18 protein-coding genes are annotated in these 21,455 nt (G+C 32.5%); 11 read left to right on the forward strand and 7 right to left on the reverse strand.

Annotated features, from left to right (window positions below; genetic code table 11):
• Positions 1–168: 168 nt before the first annotated feature.
• From HNP35_RS21595 to HNP35_RS21610, 4 genes are read left to right on the forward strand one after another with little or no spacing between them, the layout of a single operon-like run.
• Entirely contained in the window at positions 169–1,848 is a 1,680-nt protein-coding gene (locus HNP35_RS21595) for a M23 family metallopeptidase (RefSeq protein WP_184167346.1), read from the forward strand.
• Between the two features lie 11 nt (positions 1,849–1,859).
• Positions 1,860–4,325 carry a TonB-dependent receptor gene (locus HNP35_RS21600; RefSeq protein WP_184167342.1) on the forward strand — a complete coding sequence of 822 codons (2,466 nt, stop codon included), beginning with the start codon at positions 1,860–1,862 and terminating at the stop codon, positions 4,323–4,325.
• On the forward strand, positions 4,322–4,972 hold the full coding sequence (locus tag HNP35_RS21605) for a hypothetical protein (RefSeq protein ID WP_184167339.1): 651 nt from the start codon (positions 4,322–4,324) through the stop codon (positions 4,970–4,972). The genes HNP35_RS21600 and HNP35_RS21605 overlap by 4 nt, the downstream gene beginning before the upstream one ends.
• 30 nt (positions 4,973–5,002) lie before the next feature.
• Positions 5,003–5,722, forward strand: a complete 720-nt coding sequence (locus HNP35_RS21610; protein ID WP_184167337.1) for a hypothetical protein — start codon at positions 5,003–5,005, stop codon at positions 5,720–5,722.
• Between the two features lie 450 nt (positions 5,723–6,172).
• Here the strand turns inward: HNP35_RS21610 and HNP35_RS21615 are convergent, their stop codons facing one another.
• From HNP35_RS21615 to HNP35_RS21635, 5 genes are all read right to left on the reverse strand, one after another.
• Complete coding sequence (locus tag HNP35_RS21615; protein ID WP_184167334.1) at positions 6,173–6,874, reverse strand: DUF2971 domain-containing protein; 702 nt, start codon at positions 6,872–6,874, stop codon at positions 6,173–6,175.
• A gap of 126 nt (positions 6,875–7,000) precedes the next feature.
• A complete protein-coding gene (locus HNP35_RS21620; protein ID WP_184167331.1) occupies positions 7,001–8,830 on the reverse strand; it encodes an ABC transporter ATP-binding protein in 1,830 nt (609 codons plus the stop codon).
• A 237-nt stretch (positions 8,831–9,067) separates the two neighbouring features.
• Entirely contained in the window at positions 9,068–10,795 is a 1,728-nt protein-coding gene (locus tag HNP35_RS21625) for a phospho-sugar mutase (RefSeq protein WP_184167328.1), read from the reverse strand.
• Between the two features lie 85 nt (positions 10,796–10,880).
• Positions 10,881–11,837 carry a glycosyltransferase family 2 protein gene (locus tag HNP35_RS21630; protein WP_184167325.1) on the reverse strand — a complete coding sequence of 319 codons (957 nt, stop codon included), beginning with the start codon at positions 11,835–11,837 and terminating at the stop codon, positions 10,881–10,883.
• Between the two features lie 27 nt (positions 11,838–11,864).
• Positions 11,865–12,398, reverse strand: coding sequence for a DUF4199 domain-containing protein (locus HNP35_RS21635; protein WP_184167322.1), 534 nt, complete (start codon positions 12,396–12,398; stop codon positions 11,865–11,867).
• A gap of 245 nt (positions 12,399–12,643) precedes the next feature.
• Between HNP35_RS21635 and HNP35_RS21640 the strand changes: the two genes are divergently transcribed.
• Both HNP35_RS21640 and HNP35_RS21645 read left to right on the forward strand, forming a co-directional pair.
• On the forward strand, positions 12,644–12,898 hold the full coding sequence (locus tag HNP35_RS21640; protein WP_007804523.1) for a type B 50S ribosomal protein L31: 255 nt from the start codon (positions 12,644–12,646) through the stop codon (positions 12,896–12,898).
• A 162-nt stretch (positions 12,899–13,060) separates the two neighbouring features.
• Positions 13,061–14,236, forward strand: coding sequence for a GlmU family protein (locus tag HNP35_RS21645; protein WP_184167320.1), 1,176 nt, complete (start codon positions 13,061–13,063; stop codon positions 14,234–14,236).
• Between the two features lie 116 nt (positions 14,237–14,352).
• Here HNP35_RS21645 and HNP35_RS21650 read toward each other — a convergent pair whose 3' ends face one another.
• Positions 14,353–14,796, reverse strand: a complete 444-nt coding sequence (locus HNP35_RS21650) for a PepSY-like domain-containing protein (RefSeq protein WP_184167317.1) — start codon at positions 14,794–14,796, stop codon at positions 14,353–14,355.
• Between the two features lie 249 nt (positions 14,797–15,045).
• Here HNP35_RS21650 and HNP35_RS21655 point away from each other — a divergent pair, with 249 nt between their 5' ends.
• The 3 genes from HNP35_RS21655 to HNP35_RS21665 all read left to right on the forward strand — a co-directional run bounded on the left by HNP35_RS21655 (position 15,046) and on the right by HNP35_RS21665 (position 19,512).
• Complete coding sequence (locus HNP35_RS21655; RefSeq protein WP_184167314.1) at positions 15,046–16,680, forward strand: ABC-F family ATP-binding cassette domain-containing protein; 1,635 nt, start codon at positions 15,046–15,048, stop codon at positions 16,678–16,680.
• Positions 16,681–16,914: 234 nt separating this feature from the next.
• Positions 16,915–18,060, forward strand: coding sequence for a porin (locus HNP35_RS21660; RefSeq protein WP_184167311.1), 1,146 nt, complete (start codon positions 16,915–16,917; stop codon positions 18,058–18,060).
• Positions 18,061–18,081: 21 nt separating this feature from the next.
• On the forward strand, positions 18,082–19,512 hold the full coding sequence (locus tag HNP35_RS21665; RefSeq protein WP_184167308.1) for an anion permease: 1,431 nt from the start codon (positions 18,082–18,084) through the stop codon (positions 19,510–19,512).
• Here HNP35_RS21665 and HNP35_RS21670 read toward each other — a convergent pair.
• Complete coding sequence (locus tag HNP35_RS21670) at positions 19,509–19,811, reverse strand: GNAT family N-acetyltransferase (RefSeq protein WP_246453638.1); 303 nt, start codon at positions 19,809–19,811, stop codon at positions 19,509–19,511. The genes HNP35_RS21665 and HNP35_RS21670 overlap by 4 nt on opposite strands.
• A 291-nt stretch (positions 19,812–20,102) precedes the next feature.
• Here HNP35_RS21670 and HNP35_RS21675 point away from each other — a divergent pair, with 291 nt between their 5' ends.
• Both HNP35_RS21675 and HNP35_RS21680 read left to right on the forward strand, forming a co-directional pair.
• Entirely contained in the window at positions 20,103–20,762 is a 660-nt protein-coding gene (locus HNP35_RS21675; protein ID WP_184167305.1) for an alpha/beta hydrolase, read from the forward strand.
• Between the two features lie 139 nt (positions 20,763–20,901).
• Positions 20,902–21,399 carry a hypothetical protein gene (locus HNP35_RS21680; protein ID WP_184167302.1) on the forward strand — a complete coding sequence of 166 codons (498 nt, stop codon included), beginning with the start codon at positions 20,902–20,904 and terminating at the stop codon, positions 21,397–21,399.
• The last annotated feature ends 56 nt before the right edge of the window (positions 21,400–21,455 follow it).

The following is a 21,455-nucleotide window of genomic DNA, read 5'->3' on the forward strand; positions in this document are numbered from 1 at the left end:
TCATTACTTAATCCTACAAAGTTAATATTCCTTTTTATTAATGCAATTTTTTATCGATTTTTTTGCATTAAAATAGATAAATAGATGTAATTCAATTAATTGTGAATTTGTAGTCTTTTACTTGCTTTTATTGGCTTATTTTTGCTTATCTTAGCAAAAATGTTGTTTATGAGATTATCTGTACTAGCCCTTTTTATTTGTAATTTTCTATTTGCTCAAACGCAATATCCTAAAGATTATTTCCGCCCTCCCCTTGATATTCCAATGCAGCTTTCTGGTAATTTTGGAGAGCTAAGACCCAATCATTTTCATGCAGGTTTCGACCTAAAAACAAATCAAAGAGAAGGTTTAAGTGTGCATGCAATTGCTGACGGTTATGTTTCAAGAATTAAAATTTCGACGTTTGGAAATGGAAAATGTATTTACATTACGCATCCAAATGGGTACACTTCTGTTTATGGTCATTTGCAAACTCCAGTTGGTGCAATTCTCGATTATGTAAAAGCGACTCATTATAAAGAAAAAGCGTATGAAATTGAAATGTTTCCAAAACCTGGAGAACTTCCTGTTACAAAAGGAGATATAATCGGGCTTTCTGGAAATACTGGTTCTTCTGAAGGTCCGCATCTTCATTTTGAAATTCGCGATACTAAAACGGAGTTTGTTATCAATCCAATTTTCTTTGGCTTTGACCAAAATATAAAAGATACTAAGAAACCAACTTTGTCTAGTTTGTATGTTTATCCTTTGGATAATGCAATCGTAAATCAATCAAAACAGCCTTTGCTTGTCAATATGACGCTTCAGAAAGACGGAAATTATTTGGCGAGTAAGGTTAAGACCAACGGAAAAATTGGTTTTGGAATTAATGCTGTAGATACCGATGATGTTTCTTTTAATAAAAACGGCGTTTTTAATGTCTCTACTTTTTTAAACGGAAATCAAAACTACAATTATCAATTTAATACGTATTCTTTTGATGAAATGCGCTACATAAACGCTTTCATTGATTATTCGCGTTATAAAAAAACAAGTCAGCGTGTGCAGAAGCTTTTCATGAAAACGCCTTTTGCTTTGAGCATTATTAAAACAGATTCGCTTCGTGGTATTGTAAAAGCCGAACCGAATTTGGCTTCGACTTACAGAATAGAAGTTTCGGATTATTTTGGAAATTTAAGAACGATTACTGTTCCTGTTGAGTTTGACAGCGTAACTCCAATTGTGGAGGCAGAGCCCGTTACTGCTCCTTATTTTGTTAGATATAATAAAGATTCTAATTTCGAAAAAGATAATATGTCGGTATTTTTTCCTGCCGGAACTTTCTATGAAGATTTTAATATGAACTTTGATGTTCGAAATAAAAAACTTTACATTCACGATGATACCGTTCCAGTTCATTCCAATTTTACAATAACTATAAAAGATGATTTTTATCCTGAAAATTTAAGAGATAAATTGTATATCGGAAGAGGGACAAGCCATAACGGAACAATTAGAAAAGGAGATGTTTTTACTGCTAAAGCAAAAATTTTAGGAACGTATGGTTTGGTTTTAGATACTATTCCGCCAGTAATAAAAATTGCAAAACCTATTGAAGGAAAATGGATAAGTGATCAAAAGAAAATTGATTTTACAATTGGAGATTCTCTATCTGGAATAAAATCGTACAATGGTTATTTAAATGGCAGCTGGGTTTTATTTGAATACGAAAACAAAGCAAGAAGAATTACGCACACTTTTGATCCGCAATATTTGGTTGAAGGAGAAAACTTTTTAAAAATTGAAGTAGTAGATAATGTAGGAAATACTACTATCTTTGAAACTCATTTTTTTAGAAGTCAAAAATAAAATCCAAATCTTTGAATAACAACAGGTTTATATTCGCGTTTCTTTTTTTATTTTTTAGCTGTGTTGCTTTGGCTCAAAACGCTCTTATAAAAGGAGTGATTTTAGACGCAGATAAACATGTGGTTCCAGGTGTAAATATCGCTGCGCAGGGAAATGTTGTGCAATCAGATGCGAATGGTTTTTTTGAAATAGCAGTTCCTTCAAATAAAAAAACGTCGCTGATATTTACCCATGTTTCTTTGAAAATGATTAGTTTGACGGTTAATTTAAAAGCAAATGAAGTTTTTATTTTTAATCCGATTATGAATAATTCTCAAGAACAAATGGGGGAGGTTTTTGTTTCTTCTAAAAACAGAAAACGGGTCCAAGGAATTGCAACAATCGATACCGAAACAATCAAAAAAATTCCGGGAGCAAATGCTGGAATCGAAAATATCTTAAAAACACTACCTGGTGTAAATTCAAACAACGAATTAAGTACACAATACATGGTTCGTGGAGGAAATTTTGACGAAAACTTAGTTTATGTAAATGAAGTTGAAGTATATCGTCCGTTTTTAATTCGTTCGGGTCAACAAGAAGGTCTGAGTTTTACCAATACGGATTTGGTTCAAAATGTTGATTTTTCAGCGGGTGGATTTCAAGCGAAATTTGGAGATAAATTATCTTCTGTTTTAGATATTACTTATAGAAAACCAACTCAATTTGGCGCTTCATTTGAAGCTAGTTTTTTGGGAGGAAGTGCTTCTGTCGATTTAGTTTCTAAAAACAAAAAATGGTCTGCCGTAACAGGTGTTCGTTATCGAAACAATAGTTTGCTCGTAAATAGTCAAGATACACAAACCAATTATACGCCGACTTTTGCAGATATTCAAACAAATATTAATTATGATATTTCTTCAAAATGGCAAATGAGTTTTTTAGGAAATATTTCTGAAAATAAATATTTGTATCAGCCGTTAGTTCGCCAAACAAAATTTGGAACTATTGATCAGCCAATGGCGCTTGCAGTTTATTATGATGGTCAGGAAAAAGATCAATATGATACTTATTTTGGTGCTTTGAAAACTACTTTTAAAGCTTCTCCAACATTAACTTTAAAATTAATAGGTTCTTTATTTCATACCACAGAAAAAGAGCATTTTGATATTTTAGCTCAATATCGTTTAGGAAATGTTGATGCCGAAAATCCAACAGATGGTTCAGCAATTGATTTTACTCGCGGAATTGGTTCTCAATTAAATCATGCAAGAAATGATTTAGATGCTTTAATTGCTAATATCGAATTGAAGGGAACCAAAGAATGGAAAGAAAGTCAATTAGAATTTGGGTTAAAATATACTAGAGAATCTATACGAGATAGAATTGTAGAGTGGGAAATGATTGATTCTGCTGGATTTTCTATAAATCCGCCAATTGATATTCTGCCAGAAAATAATCAGCCGTATACGCCATACACTGGTCCGCTTTTGCCTTATAATGATATTCGAGCTACAAATTTCAATACGATTAATCGTTTCTCAGGTTATGCACAATGGAACAAGCAATCTTTAATTGGTTCTAGCCAGATTTGGTATCATTTAGGAGCTCGTTTTCAAGGGTGGAATGTCGAAGGAGCTTTAGAAGAAGGAAAAACTCAATTTGTTGTTAGTCCTCGCGGACAGTTTGCTATAAAACCCGATTGGGAGCGCGATATGGTTTTTAGAATTTCTGGAGGATTATATCATCAGCCACCATTTTATAGGGAACTTCGTGATTTAGAAGGCGTCGTGAATCCGAATGTGAAAGCGCAAGAAGCCATTCATGTTGTTTTAGGAAATGATTATAATTTTAAAATGTGGAATCGTCCATTTAAATGGGTAACTGAGATTTATTATAAATCACTTTCGGATGTAAATGTGTATTCGATTGATAATGTGCGAATTCGTTATGTTGCCAATAATAATGCAAAAGCTTACGCGCAAGGTTTGGATTTTAGATTAAATGGAGAATTTGTTCCTGGAACAGAATCTTGGGTAAGTTTTGGATATTTAAAAACGGAAGAAAATTACGAGAACAAAGGTTATATTGCGCGTCCAACAGATCAGCGTTTAAAATTTGCAATGCTTTTTCAGGATTATATGCCAAATATTCCGAGTGTAAAAGTCTATTTAAATTTAGTTTATAATACGGGTCTTCCGGGTGGAGCGCCAGCATATTCTGATCCGTATTTATACCAAAATAGGTTAAATGATTATAGAAGAGCTGATATTGGTTTTGCTAAAGTTTTTGTAGATAGCAGTACGCAAAACACCAAAACGGGCTGGCTGAAAAATTTTAAAGAATTGGCAGTTGGTTTGGAGATTTTTAATCTTTTCAATAATCAAAATGCTATTACCAATACTTGGGTTCGCGATGTTTATTCTAAAAATCAATATGCGATTCCGAATTATATGACTTCGAGAGTTTTTAACGTTAAGATTAATGCGAGGTTATGATAGAAAGACGTGAAAAAAGGAAAAAGATTTTTTACGTGCCAGGAATGATTTCTCTGGTTTTGATTCCTTTGTTTTGTCTTTTTTATTTTTATCAGTCAGGCGCATTCAAGGTTTATGGTTCTCTAGATTATTCAGTTCCATATAAAGAAGATTTTGAAAAGCATAAAGTAGGTGAATTAAGAAAATATAAGTCGTTTTATTTCAATGATCAGAAATCAAAAGAAGAACAGAATCTAAGAGAATTACGGTTTTTTACACGTGATTTGGTAAAAAGATATGATAGTGTAAATGGTGCTAAAATTTATTTTGGACCAAAAATGGATTATGATACTTTTGTTAGCGTGTTGGATATTATGACTGAAGAAAACATGCCTTTTTGGGCTCAATTTTCAAATGAACTGTATGCGTTCGCTTTTGCTAAACCAGATCCTAATAAAAAACGTCCATTTGTTTGTGGAACAAGTGCAGCGACGTTAAGGTATACGCGTTTAATGGAAGAAGAAAATCGAAAGAAAGAACTTCGTATTTTTCAAAAAGCATTTTTAAAACAACAATGGCTTGTTTTTCTAGGCTATTTCGGAATTGTGCTAATCAGCATCTTTGCGTTAGTAAAATTCAATAAAAACAAAAAATACAATCAAAAATAGTATATTTGATAATCGTATATAATCTTGTAGATGAAAAAGTATTTTAAATATATCGCCCTAGTCATTGTCGGAACAGTAATTAGCTGTCGAGAAGAAGTTAAAAAGCCAAAAGTAAGTTATGATGTTTCGAATAAAGTAAGTATTACGAAAGCAGATTCATCGCAAATTGAAATAGCAGATTTGCCAATTCAAATGGAAGGAACGAATTATCTGATTCATCCAGTTGGTGATTTGAGAGTTTATGAAAGAGGTACTAAAGCGCGTTACGGATCGTCTAGCGTAAATGATGTAAGTTTTACGATTTCTAATTTAGGAGAATACGAAATTACAGGTTATTTGCAGAATCTAAAGTTTCAGGCTGTCGATTCAGATTCTATTCGTCCTTTATCAGATAAGCCAATTTTGATTTTAACGGCGACTTATCTAAAACCTGTTGCAGACAAAACGCAAAATAAAGTTATGGTTTATACCTTGACGGATTCTGATACCAATAAAGACGGAAAAATTGATACGAGCGATATTAAAACGTTGTATTTAAGTGATATCAGCGGAGAAAACTTTACCAAAGTTTCGGCTGATTTGGAAGAATTGGTAGATTGGAGTTTGATTGAATCTAAAAATCGTTTGTATTTTAGAACTATTGAAGACACTAATCAAAATGGTCAGTTTGATAAAAATGATGTTTTACACTATAATTATATTGACTTAGCTTCAAAGAAATGGGAAGTTAAGGCTTATAAACCTATTTAGAGGTTCTGAGATGCTAAGGTTCTGAGGAGCTAAGCTTTTTTTCAGCCACAGATTAAAAAGATTAATGAGATTTTTTTAATTTTAGATGAATAGAAAAGGCGATATCAACTTTTTGATATCGCCTTTTGCTGTAATAACCATTTTGGTTTGATAGCATCTAAGAGTCTATCTTTATGCTAAGTTGTCATTCCGTAGGAATGTTTGGTTGGTAGAAAAAAATTATGGACAATAAAATTTACGTTCCGTAGGAATGTTTGATTTTGGTATAATTATTAAATAACCCTGCATATCAAACGTTCCAACGGAACGTAAAATAATGCTGTCAATATAATTTTCTACCAATGAAATGTTCCTACGGAACATAATATATATTAGGAGAAATCTCTTTAATCTTTTTAATCTGTGGCTAAAAAAAAACTTAGAACCTTAGCATCTTAGTATCTCAGACTCTTAAATTAATATATCACTTTCTAAATCTGATTTTTCTATTTCGAACCCAAAATCTAATCGTTCAACCAATTCGATAACCAGTTTTTTGTACCAGTTTTCAGATTTCGGATGAATGTAAATCTTCTCGATTAATTGGTTGATATCGACGTTTATTTTTAATCCGTCGTTTAATTTAATGTCGCTTTTGGAAGTGTCAGTTAGAATTCGGACTTCTCTTTCGTACTGAAAGCTTTTCCTTTTAAACAAAAAAGGAAAGAACAAATCATCAAACGGAATGTATTCTTTTCTGTAGTCGATATAATTTACTTCGCCAATATATTGAGTGAAATTATTTTCGGGTTTTAAGGCCTTTTGCAATCTTCCAATAGTAGATTGAATTGCTAAGCCTTCGCTGTTTTGAGTAAAAATCTGCCACATTGCAAACGATTCATATTCGTTAATATGCCAGCTGCTTATTGCTACCTGTTCGCGTTGGGTTTTGTAGTATTTTAAAAAGTCTGGATTGTCGATAGCCAGCTTTTTAATCTCTTCATAAGTCGGTTCGCTGAATGTGCCTTCGTATTGATCTTCGAACTTGTCTGAACGCGACATGAATAGCTTCTTTGAAAGTAATAAATCAAGGAATTTGGATAAATCTAAGTATTTCCAAACTATGGTGTCGGGATCTTCGGGCAATGTAATGTTGGGGTTGTTAAGATACATTTTGAGGTGATTAAATGATTTATTCTTTAACTAACCTAAAGTTATAAAAATAAACACAGATTAAAGAAATTAAACTGAGTTTTAATATTTCCTTAATCTGTGTAAAACTTTTATCTGGATATTTATTTACGATTCGAAAGACTGCATCGTAACCAATTTATTATAAGTTCCGTTGTGAGCAATTAATTCTTCGTGAGTTCCTTGTTCTACAATTTTTCCTTTTTGCATCACGACAATTACATCTGCTTTTTGAATTGTAGAAAGACGATGCGCAATTACTATAGATGTTCTGTTCTGCATCATGTTTTCAAGCGCTACCTGAACGAATTTTTCACTTTCTGTATCCAAAGCTGAAGTTGCTTCGTCCAGAATCATAATTGGCGGGTTTTTTAGTACTGCACGAGCAATAGATAAACGTTGTCTTTGTCCGCCTGAAAGCTTGTTTCCACTGTCTCCGATATTAGTATAAATTCCTTTAGGAAGATCTTTTACAAACTCATAAGCATTGGCAATTTTTAATGCTTCGATAATTTCATCGTCTGTAGCATCTAATTTTCCTAAGGCGATATTAGCTTTAATCGTATCATTAAATAAGATAATGTCCTGTGTAACCAATGCCATTAAGCCTCTAAGAGAGTAAAGACTCATATCTTTGATGTTGATTCCGTCTATAGAAATTGAACCGTCTGTAACATCATAAAAACGAGTCAATAAATTGGCGATTGTACTTTTTCCACTTCCAGACTGACCAACAAGTGCAACAGTTTGTCCTTTTTTAATATCAAGAGAAAAGTCTTTTAAGACATTTTCATCTTCATATTTAAAGTTGATATTTTGAACGCTGATATTATCATTAAATGTCGTTTTTTCGATTGCATTTTCTTTAGAAACAATAGTGTTTTCTTGGTCTAGTACTTCAAGAACACGTTCTGCTGCCGCATTTCCTCTTTTTACACCATAAGAAGCTTTAGAAATTGCTTTTGCAGGAGTAAGAATGTTGTAAGCCAGTCCCATGTAGGCAATAAACGAAGGTCCGCTTAGAGTTTTGTCAATCAAAACCATTTGCCCTCCGTACCATAATAAAATGGCAATAACAGTAATTCCCATAAATTCACTTGCGGGCGAAGCTAAGTTCTGGCGGTTTCCTATTTTATTTGATAAATTGAAAAAGCGTTGAGTTGAATTTTGGAAAACAGTATTGAAATAATTTTCAGAATTGTATCCTTTTACGACTTTTAATCCTCCAATAGTTTCTTCAATAGTAGATAAAAAAGTACCTTGCTCTTCTTGTGCTTTTGTAGATTGTTTTTTTAATTGTTTTCCAATTAAAGAGATGATATAGCCGGAAATCGGAATAAAAATGAATACGAATAATGTTAATTTAGTGCTGATAATCAACATTGTTGTAATGGTGAAGATGATTGTTAAAGGCTCTTTTACAATAAGCTCTAATATAGCTAAAAACGAGTTTTGTACTTCGTTTACATCAGCTGAAATTCTGGATATAACATCTCCTTTTCTTTTTTCAGAATAAAAAGCTAACGGAAGTTCCAATGTTTTTTTATACATAGCATTTCGCATGTCTTTTAAAACCCCATTTCGCAAAAATGTTATGAAAAACATGGCCAAATAATCAGCTAAGTTTTTTAATAAGAAGATTGAAATTATAATCGTCACCATTATGGCTAAGATATAGCCTGGATCGTGATTGCTTTTTGTGGTGGTAATATAATAGCTTAAATAGTCTTCACCATATTGCTGAAGTTTTAAAATTCCTTGAAATACAGGTTTTGTTTTTCTTTCTTTTGCTTGGTCAAACAGTACTTGAAGCATTGGTATTAAAGCAACAAAAGAAAGTGTGCTGAAAAGCGCATACAAAATATTGAAAAAGATATTTAAGAATGCATATCTTTTATAAGGATATATAAAAGGAACTATTTTTTTGAAATTACTCATTTATTTTTTTTGATGTTATTTTCTTTTTGGGTTGAAGGCTTTTCTAAATATTTAATTATTTGATAAGCAATTTTCACTGCACAAAATTAATCCAATTCAGGTGTTTTCAATTTCTTTTTGCTTTTTTTTATAAAAAAAACTCTGACTTGCATTTTAATAATGTAAATCAGAGTTCGTTATAATCTAGTTTTTCAATTATGCACGAACTGTCTGCATAATTGAAAATGTATTGAAGAATTAACTCAATTGCATGTCTGCAATGATATTCTTGATTTTGTCATCTAAGAATTTTTCTGCTTCGTCAAATTCTAAAACAGATTCTATTGCAGCATTTACGCTGATGTAGAATTTAATTTTAGGTTCAGTTCCGCTTGGTCTTGCGCAGATTTTAGATCCATCTTCTGTGTAGTAGATTAATACGTTAGATTTTGGCATATCCATCGTACTTTCTTCATTTGTTAATAGATTTAAGGCTTTTGATGATTGATAATCTTCAACCATAATAACTCTTTGTCCATTAATTTCTTTCAAAGGATTTTCACGTAAATTAATCATCATCTGATTGATTTCTTCTAAACCTTCCATCCCTTTTTTAGTTAAAGAAACCAAGTGTTCTTTGTAGAAACCATTTTCAACATAAAGTTGTAAAAGTTCTTTATAAACAGAGCTTCCCGCAGCTTTTGCTTGTGCAGCAACTTCGCAAATTAATAAAGTAGCAGCAACGGCATCTTTATCTCTAACAGCATCACCAACCATAAAACCGAAACTTTCTTCACCACCTCCAATAAATTGAAGTTCTGGGAAATCTACAATCATTTTGGCAATCCATTTAAAGCCAGTTAATCCAACTTTGCATTCAACGCCATAACTGTTTGCTAATTCCATCATCATTGGCGTGGAAACAATTGTTGAACCTACAAATTGTTTTCCGTTAATTTTACCAGCTTTTTTCCATTGTTTCAATAAGAAAGAAGTCATTAAAACCATAGTTTGGTTTCCGTTAAGTAAAATCATTTTGCCATCGTTGTTACGAACAGCAACTCCTAAACGGTCACAGTCAGGGTCTGTACCAACAACAATATCAGAATCTGTTTTGTCTGCCAAAGCCAGAGCCATTGTCAGCGCTTCTGGTTCTTCTGGGTTTGGAGATTTTACAGTTGGGAAATTTCCATCTGGTACAGCTTGTTCAGGAACAATGTGTACATTTTTATATCCAGCTTGAGATAAAACATCTGGAATAGATTTTATAGAAGTTCCGTGCAATGAAGTGAAAACAATGTGAAGATTGTCTTTTGCTTCAGCTGGAGTGTTAAAACTTGCATTTTCAATTGAAGATTTTACAAATTCTTTGTCGATTTCAGTATCAATATATTGAATCAAACTTTCATTCGCATTGAATTTGATTTTATCGTAGCTCAAGCTTTCAATTACATTGACAATTTCTTTATCTTGAGGAGGGACAATTTGACCTCCATCTTGCCAGTATACTTTATATCCATTGTATTCTGGTGGATTGTGAGATGCAGTTAGAACAATTCCGCATTGGCATTTCAAATATTTAAGTGCAAAAGACAATTCTGGAGTTGGTCTTAAATCAGAAAACAAATAAACTTGAATTCCGTTTGCTGAGAAAACATCTGCAACAGTTTTTGCTAATGTGTTGCTGTTATGACGGCAATCGTAAGCAATAACTACTTTTAAAGGCTCGTTTGGAAAAACTTTATGCAGATAATCAGATAGTCCTTGAGTGTTTTTTCCAAGAGTATATTTGTTGATTCTGTTGTTTCCAACGCCCATAACGCCACGCATACCTCCAGTTCCAAATTCTAGATTTTTATAAAAACTTTCTTCAAGTTCTTTTGGAGAAGTTGTCATTAATTCTTTAACGGCAGCCTGTGTTTCTTGGTCGAATGTTGGTGTCAACCATTCGTTTACTGCGCTTAAAATATTAGGTGCAATGTTCATGTAAATTTCTTTTATATTTTAAATAAAGATAGTTTTTCTTCAAAGTTTACTTTGACTCAAAAAGATTATTTTTTCCTGATTGGTGTCAAAAATTCACTTCACGTGATACTTTGTAACGTTCTTCGTTGTTCTTAGTTCTTAAAATTATTTCGCCTAAAAATCCAGCCAAGAAAAGCTGGGTTCCTAAAATCATTGTTGTTAAGGCAATATAAAACCATGGGTTATTTGTTACCAAACTATACTTCATTCCGTTGTACATGTGGTATAGTTTTGAAACTCCAATATATCCTGCAGATAAAAATCCGATAATAAACATGATAGAACCTATTGCTCCAAATAAATGCATGGGTCTTTTTCCGAAACGTGATAAAAACCAGATGGTAATTAAATCTAGAAAACCGTTTATGAAACGTTCCATTCCGAATTTAGTTTCACCATATTTTCTAGCTTGATGAATGACCACTTTTTCGCCAATTTTTCCGAATCCAGCATTTTTAGCCAGAACAGGAATGTAGCGATGCATTTCGCCAGAAACTTCAATGTTTTTAACAACTACATTTTTGTACGCTTTTAATCCGCAATTGAAATCATTTAATTCAACTCCAGAAGTTTTTCTAGCTGCCCAGTTAAATAATTTTGAAGGAAGATTTTTTGCTACAACAGAATCATAACGTTTCTTTTTCCAGCCAGAAACCAAATCGTATTTCTGAGCTGTAATCATTTCATACAATTCTGGAATCTCATCTGGACTGTCTTGCAAATCGGCATCCATAGTAATGATAACATCACCTTTTGCTTTTGCGAAACCAGCGTGTAAAGCTTGAGATTTACCAAAATTTTTCATGAAACGAATGCCTTTTACATTCGGATTTTCATTAGAAAAACCCTCAATAATCTGCCAAGAATTATCTGTACTACCATCATCTACAAAAATGATTTCATAAGAGTAATTGTTAGATTGCATCACTTTAATAATCCATGTGTAGAGTTCTTTAAGTGATTCCTCCTCGTTTAGAAGCGGTATAAGTATAGATAAATTCATTTATATTTTATTGTAGACTTTTTTTTATTAAGGTTTTTCGTTTTTAACGATTGCTCCTATTATTAAGGAGTATATTAAACCGATTAATGCATACATAACAATGGTAACTGGAAATACAATGAATGGATTCATGAATTTTTTTACCATGCTAAGTCCCATTTCCAACTCTTTTGCAGTCATCTGTGGGTTTTTTGAAATCATTTCGCTTTTTGTGATGTCAAGCATTTCATTAACGAAATCAGGAAATATTAAATTAAAAATAACATTGAATGCTGCATAGATTACGGCAGCTAATACTGTTATGGAAATACCTGTTTTTAGGCATTCTGAAAGAGAAATAAAACCGTTGTTAACTTTTTGTTTGTATTGGTTGCATCCTAAAAAGATAAACAAAATTGGTAAAACCAAATAATTAGCCAAATTGACAATTATTCCAAAACTTGAATTAACTAGAGATTTCATGCCAATTACATACATAACGACAAATTCTAGAATCATTATAACACCGAACAAAACACCATAAGGGGTTCCTGACTTTGCAGGAGATATTTTTACATCCATAAAGTTATATTTAATTAGTTCACAAATATAGTAATTCCCTGTATAATCGGATATAAAAAAAGCTTTTCGAAATAAACTAAAAAAAAGTGAGCTAACTGTTTGTTTATTAAAAAAGAATTGTAAATTTGCACACTCAAAAATAATTAAATTTTTAAACAAAAAGGAGCATTATTTATTTATACCTTTTTCTAACCATGAAAAAGCTTCGAAATGAAAGTGCTTTAAACAATAAATAAAAAGAAAAGATGAAAAAAGGAGTTCACCCAGAAAATTACAGATTAGTTGCATTTAAAGACATGTCTAATGATGACGTTTTTATCACTAAATCTACTGCAGATACAAAAGAAACAATTGAAGTTGACGGAGTTGAGTATCCAGTTGTAAAAATGGAGATTTCTAGAACATCTCACCCTTTTTATACTGGTAAATCTAAACTTATTGATACTGCAGGACGTATTGATAAATTCAAAACTAAATACGCTAAACACGCTAAAAAATAATAGCTGTTTAAAATTATACAAAAGCCTTCCAATTTCTGGAAGGCTTTTTTTATGCGTTAAATATTACTTTTCGTTAAAGTGGTTTTAAATGAAACCCGTAAAATATTTGTAACTTTGGCCTTAGGTAACCAAATCAATATTTTAACAAACACTCAATTATTTATGAACTACATTCTTTTCGACGGTCCCGTTCGGAATGCATTATTGCCCTTTACTTTTACACGACCAGTGGCTGATATTTTGGTTGGAATTATGACTATTCGTCAAAAATGGGAAAGACGTTTAGGTTCTACAATTACTACAATTACCGAAGAATATTTGTCCGAAAAATTTCCAATGGTTGAAATGGAAGAAAATGTAATGATCAACGCAGCGTATTTGCCAAATGATACTCTTGCAGAGATGGTTTCTAATTTAACAGAAAATCAAGCCATTTTTAAAGGTGAAGATGTTATAGCATTTTTTGCAAGCGAAAATCAAGAGGAAGTCGATTTTGATTCTTATGAAATCATTCAATACAACGATGATTGTATTACAATTGAACATACTTGGGATATTTTCTCTAAAAACGACGCTGCAATACGTCAGGATTTTGATTTTTTAACAGAGGATAGAAAATCACAGCCAATTCCTAAAAGCGTAAATGTAATTGCTCCAGAAAATATATTTATTGAAGAAGGTGCGAAATTAGAGTTCGTGACTTTGAATGCTTCAAACGGTCCTATATATATAGGTAAAAATACCGAGATAATGGAAGGGACTGTAATTCGAGGACCTTTTGCTTTATGCGAAAATGCAATGGTGAAAATGTCGGCTAAAGTTTATGGTGCGACAACTGTCGGGCCTGGATCTCGAATAGGAGGAGAGGTTAAAAATTCTGTTCTTTTTGCTAATTCGAATAAAGGACACGAAGGGTTTTTAGGAGATTCTGTTTTAGGTGAATGGTGTAATATTGGCGCTGATTCTAATAATTCGAACTTAAAGAATAATTACGAAGAAGTAAAATTATGGAGCTACGAAACAGAAGGTTTTGCAAAAACAGGACTTCAGTTTTGCGGTTTAATGATGGGAGATCACAGTAAATGCGGTATCAATACGATGTTTAATACTGGAACCGTTGTTGGTGTAAGCGCTAATATTTTTGGTTCAGGATTTCCAAGAAATTTTGTTCCAAGTTTCTCTTGGGGCGGAGCAGCAGGTTTTACAACTTACGTAACTAAAAAAGCTTTTGAAACGGCTCGTTTAGTAATGTCAAGAAGAAATATAGAGTTCGATGCTACGGAAGCGGCTATTATGGAACATATTTTCGAAGAAACAAAAAAATGGAGAAAAGACTAAATTAGATAATTAGTCAATTTGATAATTAGATAATTTTTAAACCCGATAGGTTTTTGGAACCTGTCGGGTTTTGTTGTATTTAATTTTTTGAGAATTTTCTAATTTTCAAATTCAACTTATTTGTCTATTTTGATAAAATCCTCTTTCAGGTTAAATTTCAATTCTAAACCATTAGTCAGTTTTGTTTCGTAACCTGAAGTTCCTATTTCTATTTTGGTTACTTTTTCTTTAAGAAAATTGGTCTTGATGTATGAAGCAATCTTTTTCGGGATAATAGATTTTGGTATTTTTTCGTTTTTGCCGTCCACTTCTTTCCAGTTTCCTTTTTTGTCAAATTCGATTTCAAGCTGTTTGTCAAATTGAACTTTGTATTCTGTAGAAAACATTTCTTTGTCTTCTAATATGTAGCTCGGCTTTTTTGATCCAAAATGAGTTTTTAGGAAAGTTTGAGCATTTGCCGGTAGTGCTTCCTTTTTAATTACAGTTTTTTGTGCATTCGCAGAAATTCCAAATAATAATCCCGTAATTAAGTAAACGGTCAGTTTTAATTTCGCTTTCATATTTTGCTGATTTATAAATTTCTATACAAGGTAAGATTAAAATTTTGAAACAAGAGAAAATGGGTTAGGTTTCAATTTTTAAACAGGTTTAAAAAAATATCTAATTGTCACATTCTCAAATTAACAGATTCTCAAAATTATCTAATTTTCAAATTGGCACATTATCTAATTAAATCTATCTTTGCAGCACAAAAAAAAGGGCAGTCGATTAAACGATGAACCAATAAAACAAATTCACAGAAAAAACAAATGATTACAGTTAACGATATTTCGGTTCAGTTTGGTGGAACTACACTTTTTAGCGATGTTTCTTTTGCTATTAATGAAAATGATAAAATTGCCCTTATGGGTAAAAATGGTGCAGGAAAATCTACACTTTTGAAAATAATTGCTGGTGTAAACAAACCTTCAACTGGAAGCATTTCGGCTCCAAAAGAGGCTGTAGTGGCTTATTTGCCTCAGCATTTGTTAACTGAAGATGGAGCTACTGTTATGGAAGAAGCTTCAAAAGCATTCAGTGAGATTTTTAAAATGAAAGCTGAAATCGACGAAATCAATGAACAATTGACAGTTCGTACCGATTATGAAAGTGACGAATACATGAAATTAATCGAGAGAGTTTCTGACTTAAGCGAGAAATTTTATGCAATCGAAGAAGTGAATTATGAAGCTGAAGTTGAGAAGATTTTAGTTGGTTTAGGTTTTGAACGTGAAGATTTTACGCGTCAAACTTCTGAATTTTCAGGAGGTTGGAGAATGCGTATCGAATTGGCTAAAATTCTTTTAAGAAAACCGGATTTAATTTTGCTGGATGAGCCTACAAACCACATGGATATCGAAAGTATTCAATGGTTAGAAGATTTCTTATTGAATCAGGCAAAAGCAGTTGTAGTAATCTCTCACGATAGAGCGTTTGTTGATAATATTACAAATCGTACTATCGAGGTTACAATGGGAAGAATCTACGATTATAAAGCAAAATATACACATTACTTAGAATTAAGAAAAGATCGTCGTATTCATCAGCAAAAAGCTTATGATGAACAACAAAAAATGATTGCAGAAAATCGTGCATTTATTGAGCGTTTCAAAGGAACTTTCTCTAAAACAGACGCGGTTCAGTCACGTGTGAAAATGTTGGAAAAACTAGAAATCGTTCAAGTTGATGAAGTAGATACTTCTGCATTACGATTAAAATTCCCACCGGCTGCACGTTCTGGACAATATCCGGTTATTGTGAAAGAAATGTCTAAATCTTATGGAGATCATGTTGTATTTAAAGATGCGAACATCGTAATTGAACGTGGCCAAAAAGTAGCTTTCGTTGGAAAAAATGGTGAAGGAAAATCTACCATGATTAAAGCAATCATGAAAGAAATCGGTGTTGATTCTGGAAGTGTTGATATCGGACATAATGCCCAAATTGGATATTTTGCTCAAAATCAAGCAGCGCTTTTAGATGAAAATGCAACTATTTTTGAAACCATCGATAGTATTGCAGTTGGAGATATCAGAACGCAGATCAAAAATATTTTAGGAGCTTTCATGTTCCAGGGAGACGATATTACTAAAAAAGTAAAAGTGCTTTCTGGAGGAGAGAAAACACGTTTGGCAATGATCAAATTATTGTTGGAGCCAGTTAACTTGTTGATTCTGGATGAGCCTTCAAACCACTTGGATATGAAAACCAAAGATATTATCAAAGATGCTTTACGTGATTTTGACGGAACATTAATTCTAGTTTCTCACGACCGTGATTTCCTTGACGGATTAGCAACTAAGGTTTTTGAATTCGGAAATAAACGAGTAAAAGAACATTTCGAAGATGTGGCAGGTTTCCTTGCTCATAAAAAAATGGATTCTATGAGAGAAATAGAAAAGTAATTTTTTCGACTTAAATAACTGAAAAGGCACAAGTTAATTCTTGTGCCTTTTTTATTTGGTTTTTTTGATAACAGAATTTTAATGCAATTTTTTTTACAGGCCACGCATTTTTTTGTTATTTTAGTAATCCCATTTCGTGTTGACTGTAAGTAGTTGGCTTTCTGATTCTCGGAAAGTGTAATGCTGATTTTGAATTCAGTTGTATAAAAATAACATTTTATCTATTTGAAGTCTATGAGTAAAATTCTACTAGTTCCGATTATTTTTTTCTTTCTGTCTCCAATTTATCTTCAAGCTCAAATTGATGTAAATGATGGAGAAAAAAAAGAAGATGAAGTGAAATACCCACAATATCAGATCAAAGGGCTTTTGCAGGCAAGATATCTGGAAAGCTTTGGCGATAATGTTGATGTTTTAGGAGTTCATCATTCTACGGGAGATGTTACACAGCAGTCTTTTGATATTAAAAGAATGCGTGTCGGTTTAAATACAAAATTGAGCGAAGCTACAGAAGTTGTAATCCTAGTCAATTTAGCCGATTTCAAATCAGATACCAAGGGTAAAGTTCTTGAAAATGCCTATGGAAAATATACTTTTAGTAAATACATTGCTTTAACAGGAGGTCAGTTTCGTCCGGCATTCGGTATAGAAGAGCTTGTTCCGGTTGATATCATTAAATCTTTCGATTTTTCCAACCAATATTATGAATTTGGAAAAAATGGCTGGACCAGTTTCCAGATTGGAGCTTCGGCAACCGGAGCTTTTGATATTGGTAAAATTCCTGTGAATTATGCGGTTTCTGTTTTAAATGGAAATGGAAAAAATGTTGAAATGGATAAAGATAACGGCAAACAGTATTCTACACGCTGGGTTTTCGAATTATCAAAAGAGCATAAAATAAATCTGGGTTTAAACGGTGGTTTCGGAAAAGTGTTCAAAGAAAATGTTTTTGCTGTTGGAGCAGATATAACCAGTGACTTTAAACTGACAGACCGAATGAGTTTTGATCTTCAAATTGAATACAAACAAGGAACCAATCATAATTTATACTTTTCTCTTCCTGCAGAAAATAGAGTGGGAGACGTTTCTAATTATCAAATGCGAGGTGTTTATTTCCTGCCTAATTTAAGATATATAGTAAATTATAAAAAATTAACCGCATTTGAATTGTCATGTCGTTACGAAACTTTTGATCCAAGTTATAAAGTAAATTCAAATGTAAGGCAGACTTATACGCCAATGATCAGTTTAGAATTTGGAAAAGCCTACACAGGCCGAATCGAGATGGGATTTGAAATTGATCGATTTGATAGAAATGTGCCTGATTCATCGACTTATAATGATGAATTATTTTTAATCCAATTACAGCTCCGACTTTAATTAATATAAAAATCCTTTATTATGAAAGAAGTACAGATTCCTCAAACCTTGATTACGCTTGCTGTTGGAATTGCAATTTGGCTTATTCCAGCTCCAAATGGCGTTGTTATTGAAGCTTGGCACCTGTTTGCTATTTTTGTGGCAACCATTTTAGGAATTATTCTAAAGGCAGCTCCAATGGGAACAATGTGTATGATTGCAATTGCTTTGACGGCTTTTACACAGGTTTTAGCGCCAGGAGATCCGGGCAAATCCATTACGTTGGCATTAAAAGGTTTTGGGGATAAAGTAATCTGGCTGATTGGAATTTCATTCTTTATTGCGAGAGGTTTTATAAAAACAGGTTTAGGAAACAGAATTGCTTTTCTGTTCATTAGAATATTTGGAAAAAGTTCTCTAGGATTGGCTTATGGTCTAGGTTTAGCCGATTTGGTTCTGGCGCCGGCCGTTCCAAGTAATACCGCTAGAGGAGGAGGAATTATTTATCCTATCATGAAATCTATGTCAATGAGTTTTGGTTCTATGCCAGATCAGCCAGAAACGCATAGAAAATTAGGTTCGTATTTGACTTTGAATAGTTATAATATGAATTTGATTGCATCGTCTATGTTTTTGACTGGAACTGCCAGTAATCCGATGTGTCAAAAATTTGCTTTGAATTTAGGGATTAAAATTACTTGGATGTCTTGGGCAGTTGCGGCAATTGTTCCAGGATTGTGTGCTTTTTTTGTAATTCCGTTTGTGTTATATAAAATTTATCCGCCAGAATTAAAAAAGACAGGTGATGCTCCGCAGATTGCCAGAGAAAAATTAAAAGAAATGGGAGCCATAACTAGAAATGAATGGATGATGCTTTTGACGTTCTTTATTCTGCTTTTTCTTTGGATGACGGGAGATTTATTTTCAATCGATGCGACAACAACAGCTTTCATCGGATTGGTGATTTTACTTTTAACTTCAGTTTTAACTTGGGATGATGTCAAAGCCGAAAAAGGAGCTTGGGATACTATAGTATGGTTTTCAGTTTTAGTAATGATGGCCAGTTCGCTTAATGAATTAGGTTTTATTGCCTGGTTTAGTGATTTGGTAAAAGCACAAATTGGCGGATTAAGCTGGCAAATGGCTTTTCCTATAATTGTTTTGGTTTATTTCTTTAGCCATTATCTTTTTGCTAGTGCAACGGCGCACGTAGCAGCAATGTATGCGGCTTTGCTAGGAGTTGGGGTTTCGTTGGGAATTCCGGGATTGTTATTGGCTTTTATGCTTGGCTTTATAGGTTCGCTTTACGGAACTTTAACGCATTATGGTCATGGTCCGGCACCCGTATTCTTTGGGAGCGGCTATGTTGACTTAAAAAGCTGGTGGGTAAAAGGGCTTGTAACCGGTTTGACTATGCTTCTTATCTATATGGTAATCGGAGGATTGTGGCTCCGTATTATTGGAGATTTTTAGATTCTAATTCCTGGAGGAAGAAGTTCTTTGTATCTAGGATTTTTTTTGAAAAACGAAACGATTTTTGGGTGAATAGGAACCACTCTGTAGTTTTTTTCGGCACTTAAATCCAAAACGTTTTTAAGTAAGGTGTTTATTGTCTCTTCGTTTTCGTAAGATTCTGGTTTGTTGATTTTTGTCAAAAAGATTTTCTTTTCTTGAAATGAATATTCAACTGCCAACATTCCTTCAGGAATGACAGTTTCAAATTGGCGTGCAAAAGTATTGTCCTTGATTTCCATAGTTGCAGAAGCTTCCATAATTTATTTGTTAGATTATTGGTAAATGGTGAATTTGGGAAACGAAATAATTCTGAAAGAAAATTCTTTATAACTTATTAAAAGCAGAAAAACTCCGAAATGCAAAGGTAATCATTTGATTTTCAATAATAAATTATTTTTTCAAGATGTAAACTTTAAACAATTGTTTCTAATTTGATTTTTTTTGATTTACTATAATAATTAGGTCTGAAATTTGATTATCATGAAATTAAAAAGGTAACTTTATTTTTTTTAAAATAAATATCGCAATGGTAATTTCATTTGAATGTTATGAGTAAAATTCCAGTTTATTTTATGCCAGGTCTGGCGGCAAGTTCATCTATTTTTGAAAGAATAAAATTGGATGAAACTATTTTTGAAACACATCTTTTAGAATGGGAAATTCCAAAGCAAAAAGAATCTTTATCGGATTACGCGCTTAGAATTAGTGAAAAAATAAAAGATGAAAATCCGGTTTTAATAGGTGTTTCTTTTGGTGGAATTCTGGTGCAAGAAATTTCCAAACACATTAAAACGAGAAAAGTAATTGTTATTTCTAGTGTTAGAAGTAATCTTGAATTTCCTAGAAGAATGAAAATAGGGAAGCGAACAAAAGCTTACAAACTAATTCCGATGCAATTAATTTTGAATATTGAAAAGTTAGCTAAATTTTCTTTTGGAGAAAAAGTCAATAAAAGAATCAAACTTTACGAGAAATTTTTGTCGGTTCGTGATTTAGGCTATTTGCAATGGGCTGTAGAAAGCGTAATTCTTTGGGATCGAGATAAAATTGACGAAAATGTAATTCATATTCATGGAGATAAAGATGACGTTTTTCCAATTAAATATATTGATAAATGTATTTTAGTCAAAGGAGGAACTCATATTATGATTCTTAATAAATATAAATGGCTGAATGAGAATCTACCTTCTATTATATTGGAGGATTAGTTAAAATAAAATTCCAATTTTAAAAATTCCAAATTCCAAATCTTTGACAAAGATGTACGTAGAGTAAACATCATGCTTGTCCTCCTGAGCGAAGTCGAAGGATCGCAAGTGGCTCTACAAAGTAATTCATGAAGAAAATATGAGAATTAGTATAATTGTTTTGGTGTTAATTTTGGTAGGATGTAAATCTCCAAAGAAAGATTACGATTTTACTTTCTTTAAATGGAATATCCATGAATCTTATTATTTGAAGTTTAATTCTTCAGATACACTTTACTGCGTAGATTCATATGGATTTAAAGAAGAAACTTCTTTTGCAATTTTGAATAAAGATCAGAAAGAGAGAATACAAAATATATTAGATACTATAACTTTTCCTAAAAATGAAACTTATGAAAGTCAAGTTGATGATGGGGAGACGAACGCATTTGTATTAAAGAACAAAGAAGAATGTAGAAAGGTTAAGATTCATGGTTTTTCCGGCCCTAATCAATTTTGGTCTTTTGGAGAAACATTAGAAAGAATTAAGCTTAATCTCCAATTTGTTAAAACAAATAAGAAAATAGATCTAAAAGAAATTAATAAAATGGTTATTTCGGAAGTGAAATTTGTGCCACGTATTGATTCCCTTAAATAATAAAAAAAATCCCAAACTCCTTTTTGGAATTTGGGATTTATAATATTGTAATTTAG

Source organism: Flavobacterium notoginsengisoli, from assembly GCF_014207905.1.
Lineage (GTDB): Bacteria > Bacteroidota > Bacteroidia > Flavobacteriales > Flavobacteriaceae > Flavobacterium > Flavobacterium notoginsengisoli_A.

Excerpts from the sequence above, each read along its gene's own strand:
- HNP35_RS21645 (WP_184167320.1), top strand. The coding sequence starts at position 13,061 with ATGAACTACATTCTTTTCGACGGTCCCGTTCGGAATGCATTATTGCCC.
- HNP35_RS21610 (WP_184167337.1), top strand. The coding sequence starts at position 5,003 with ATGAAAAAGTATTTTAAATATATCGCCCTAGTCATTGTCGGAACAGTA.
- HNP35_RS21660 (WP_184167311.1), top strand. The coding sequence starts at position 16,915 with ATGAGTAAAATTCTACTAGTTCCGATTATTTTTTTCTTTCTGTCTCCA.
- HNP35_RS21675 (WP_184167305.1), top strand. The coding sequence starts at position 20,103 with ATGAGTAAAATTCCAGTTTATTTTATGCCAGGTCTGGCGGCAAGTTCA.
- HNP35_RS21615 (WP_184167334.1), bottom strand. The coding sequence starts at position 6,874 with ATGTATCTTAACAACCCCAACATTACATTGCCCGAAGATCCCGACACC.
- HNP35_RS21670 (WP_246453638.1), bottom strand. The coding sequence starts at position 19,811 with ATGGAAGCTTCTGCAACTATGGAAATCAAGGACAATACTTTTGCACGC.
- HNP35_RS21665 (WP_184167308.1), top strand. The coding sequence starts at position 18,082 with ATGAAAGAAGTACAGATTCCTCAAACCTTGATTACGCTTGCTGTTGGA.
- HNP35_RS21680 (WP_184167302.1), top strand. The coding sequence starts at position 20,902 with ATGAGAATTAGTATAATTGTTTTGGTGTTAATTTTGGTAGGATGTAAA.
- HNP35_RS21640 (WP_007804523.1), top strand. The coding sequence starts at position 12,644 with ATGAAAAAAGGAGTTCACCCAGAAAATTACAGATTAGTTGCATTTAAA.
- HNP35_RS21635 (WP_184167322.1), bottom strand. The coding sequence starts at position 12,398 with ATGGATGTAAAAATATCTCCTGCAAAGTCAGGAACCCCTTATGGTGTT.
- HNP35_RS21650 (WP_184167317.1), bottom strand. The coding sequence starts at position 14,796 with ATGAAAGCGAAATTAAAACTGACCGTTTACTTAATTACGGGATTATTA.
- HNP35_RS21605 (WP_184167339.1), top strand. The coding sequence starts at position 4,322 with ATGATAGAAAGACGTGAAAAAAGGAAAAAGATTTTTTACGTGCCAGGA.
- HNP35_RS21625 (WP_184167328.1), bottom strand. The coding sequence starts at position 10,795 with ATGAACATTGCACCTAATATTTTAAGCGCAGTAAACGAATGGTTGACA.
- HNP35_RS21620 (WP_184167331.1), bottom strand. The coding sequence starts at position 8,830 with ATGAGTAATTTCAAAAAAATAGTTCCTTTTATATATCCTTATAAAAGA.
- HNP35_RS21630 (WP_184167325.1), bottom strand. The coding sequence starts at position 11,837 with ATGAATTTATCTATACTTATACCGCTTCTAAACGAGGAGGAATCACTT.
- HNP35_RS21595 (WP_184167346.1), top strand. The coding sequence starts at position 169 with ATGAGATTATCTGTACTAGCCCTTTTTATTTGTAATTTTCTATTTGCT.
- HNP35_RS21655 (WP_184167314.1), top strand. The coding sequence starts at position 15,046 with ATGATTACAGTTAACGATATTTCGGTTCAGTTTGGTGGAACTACACTT.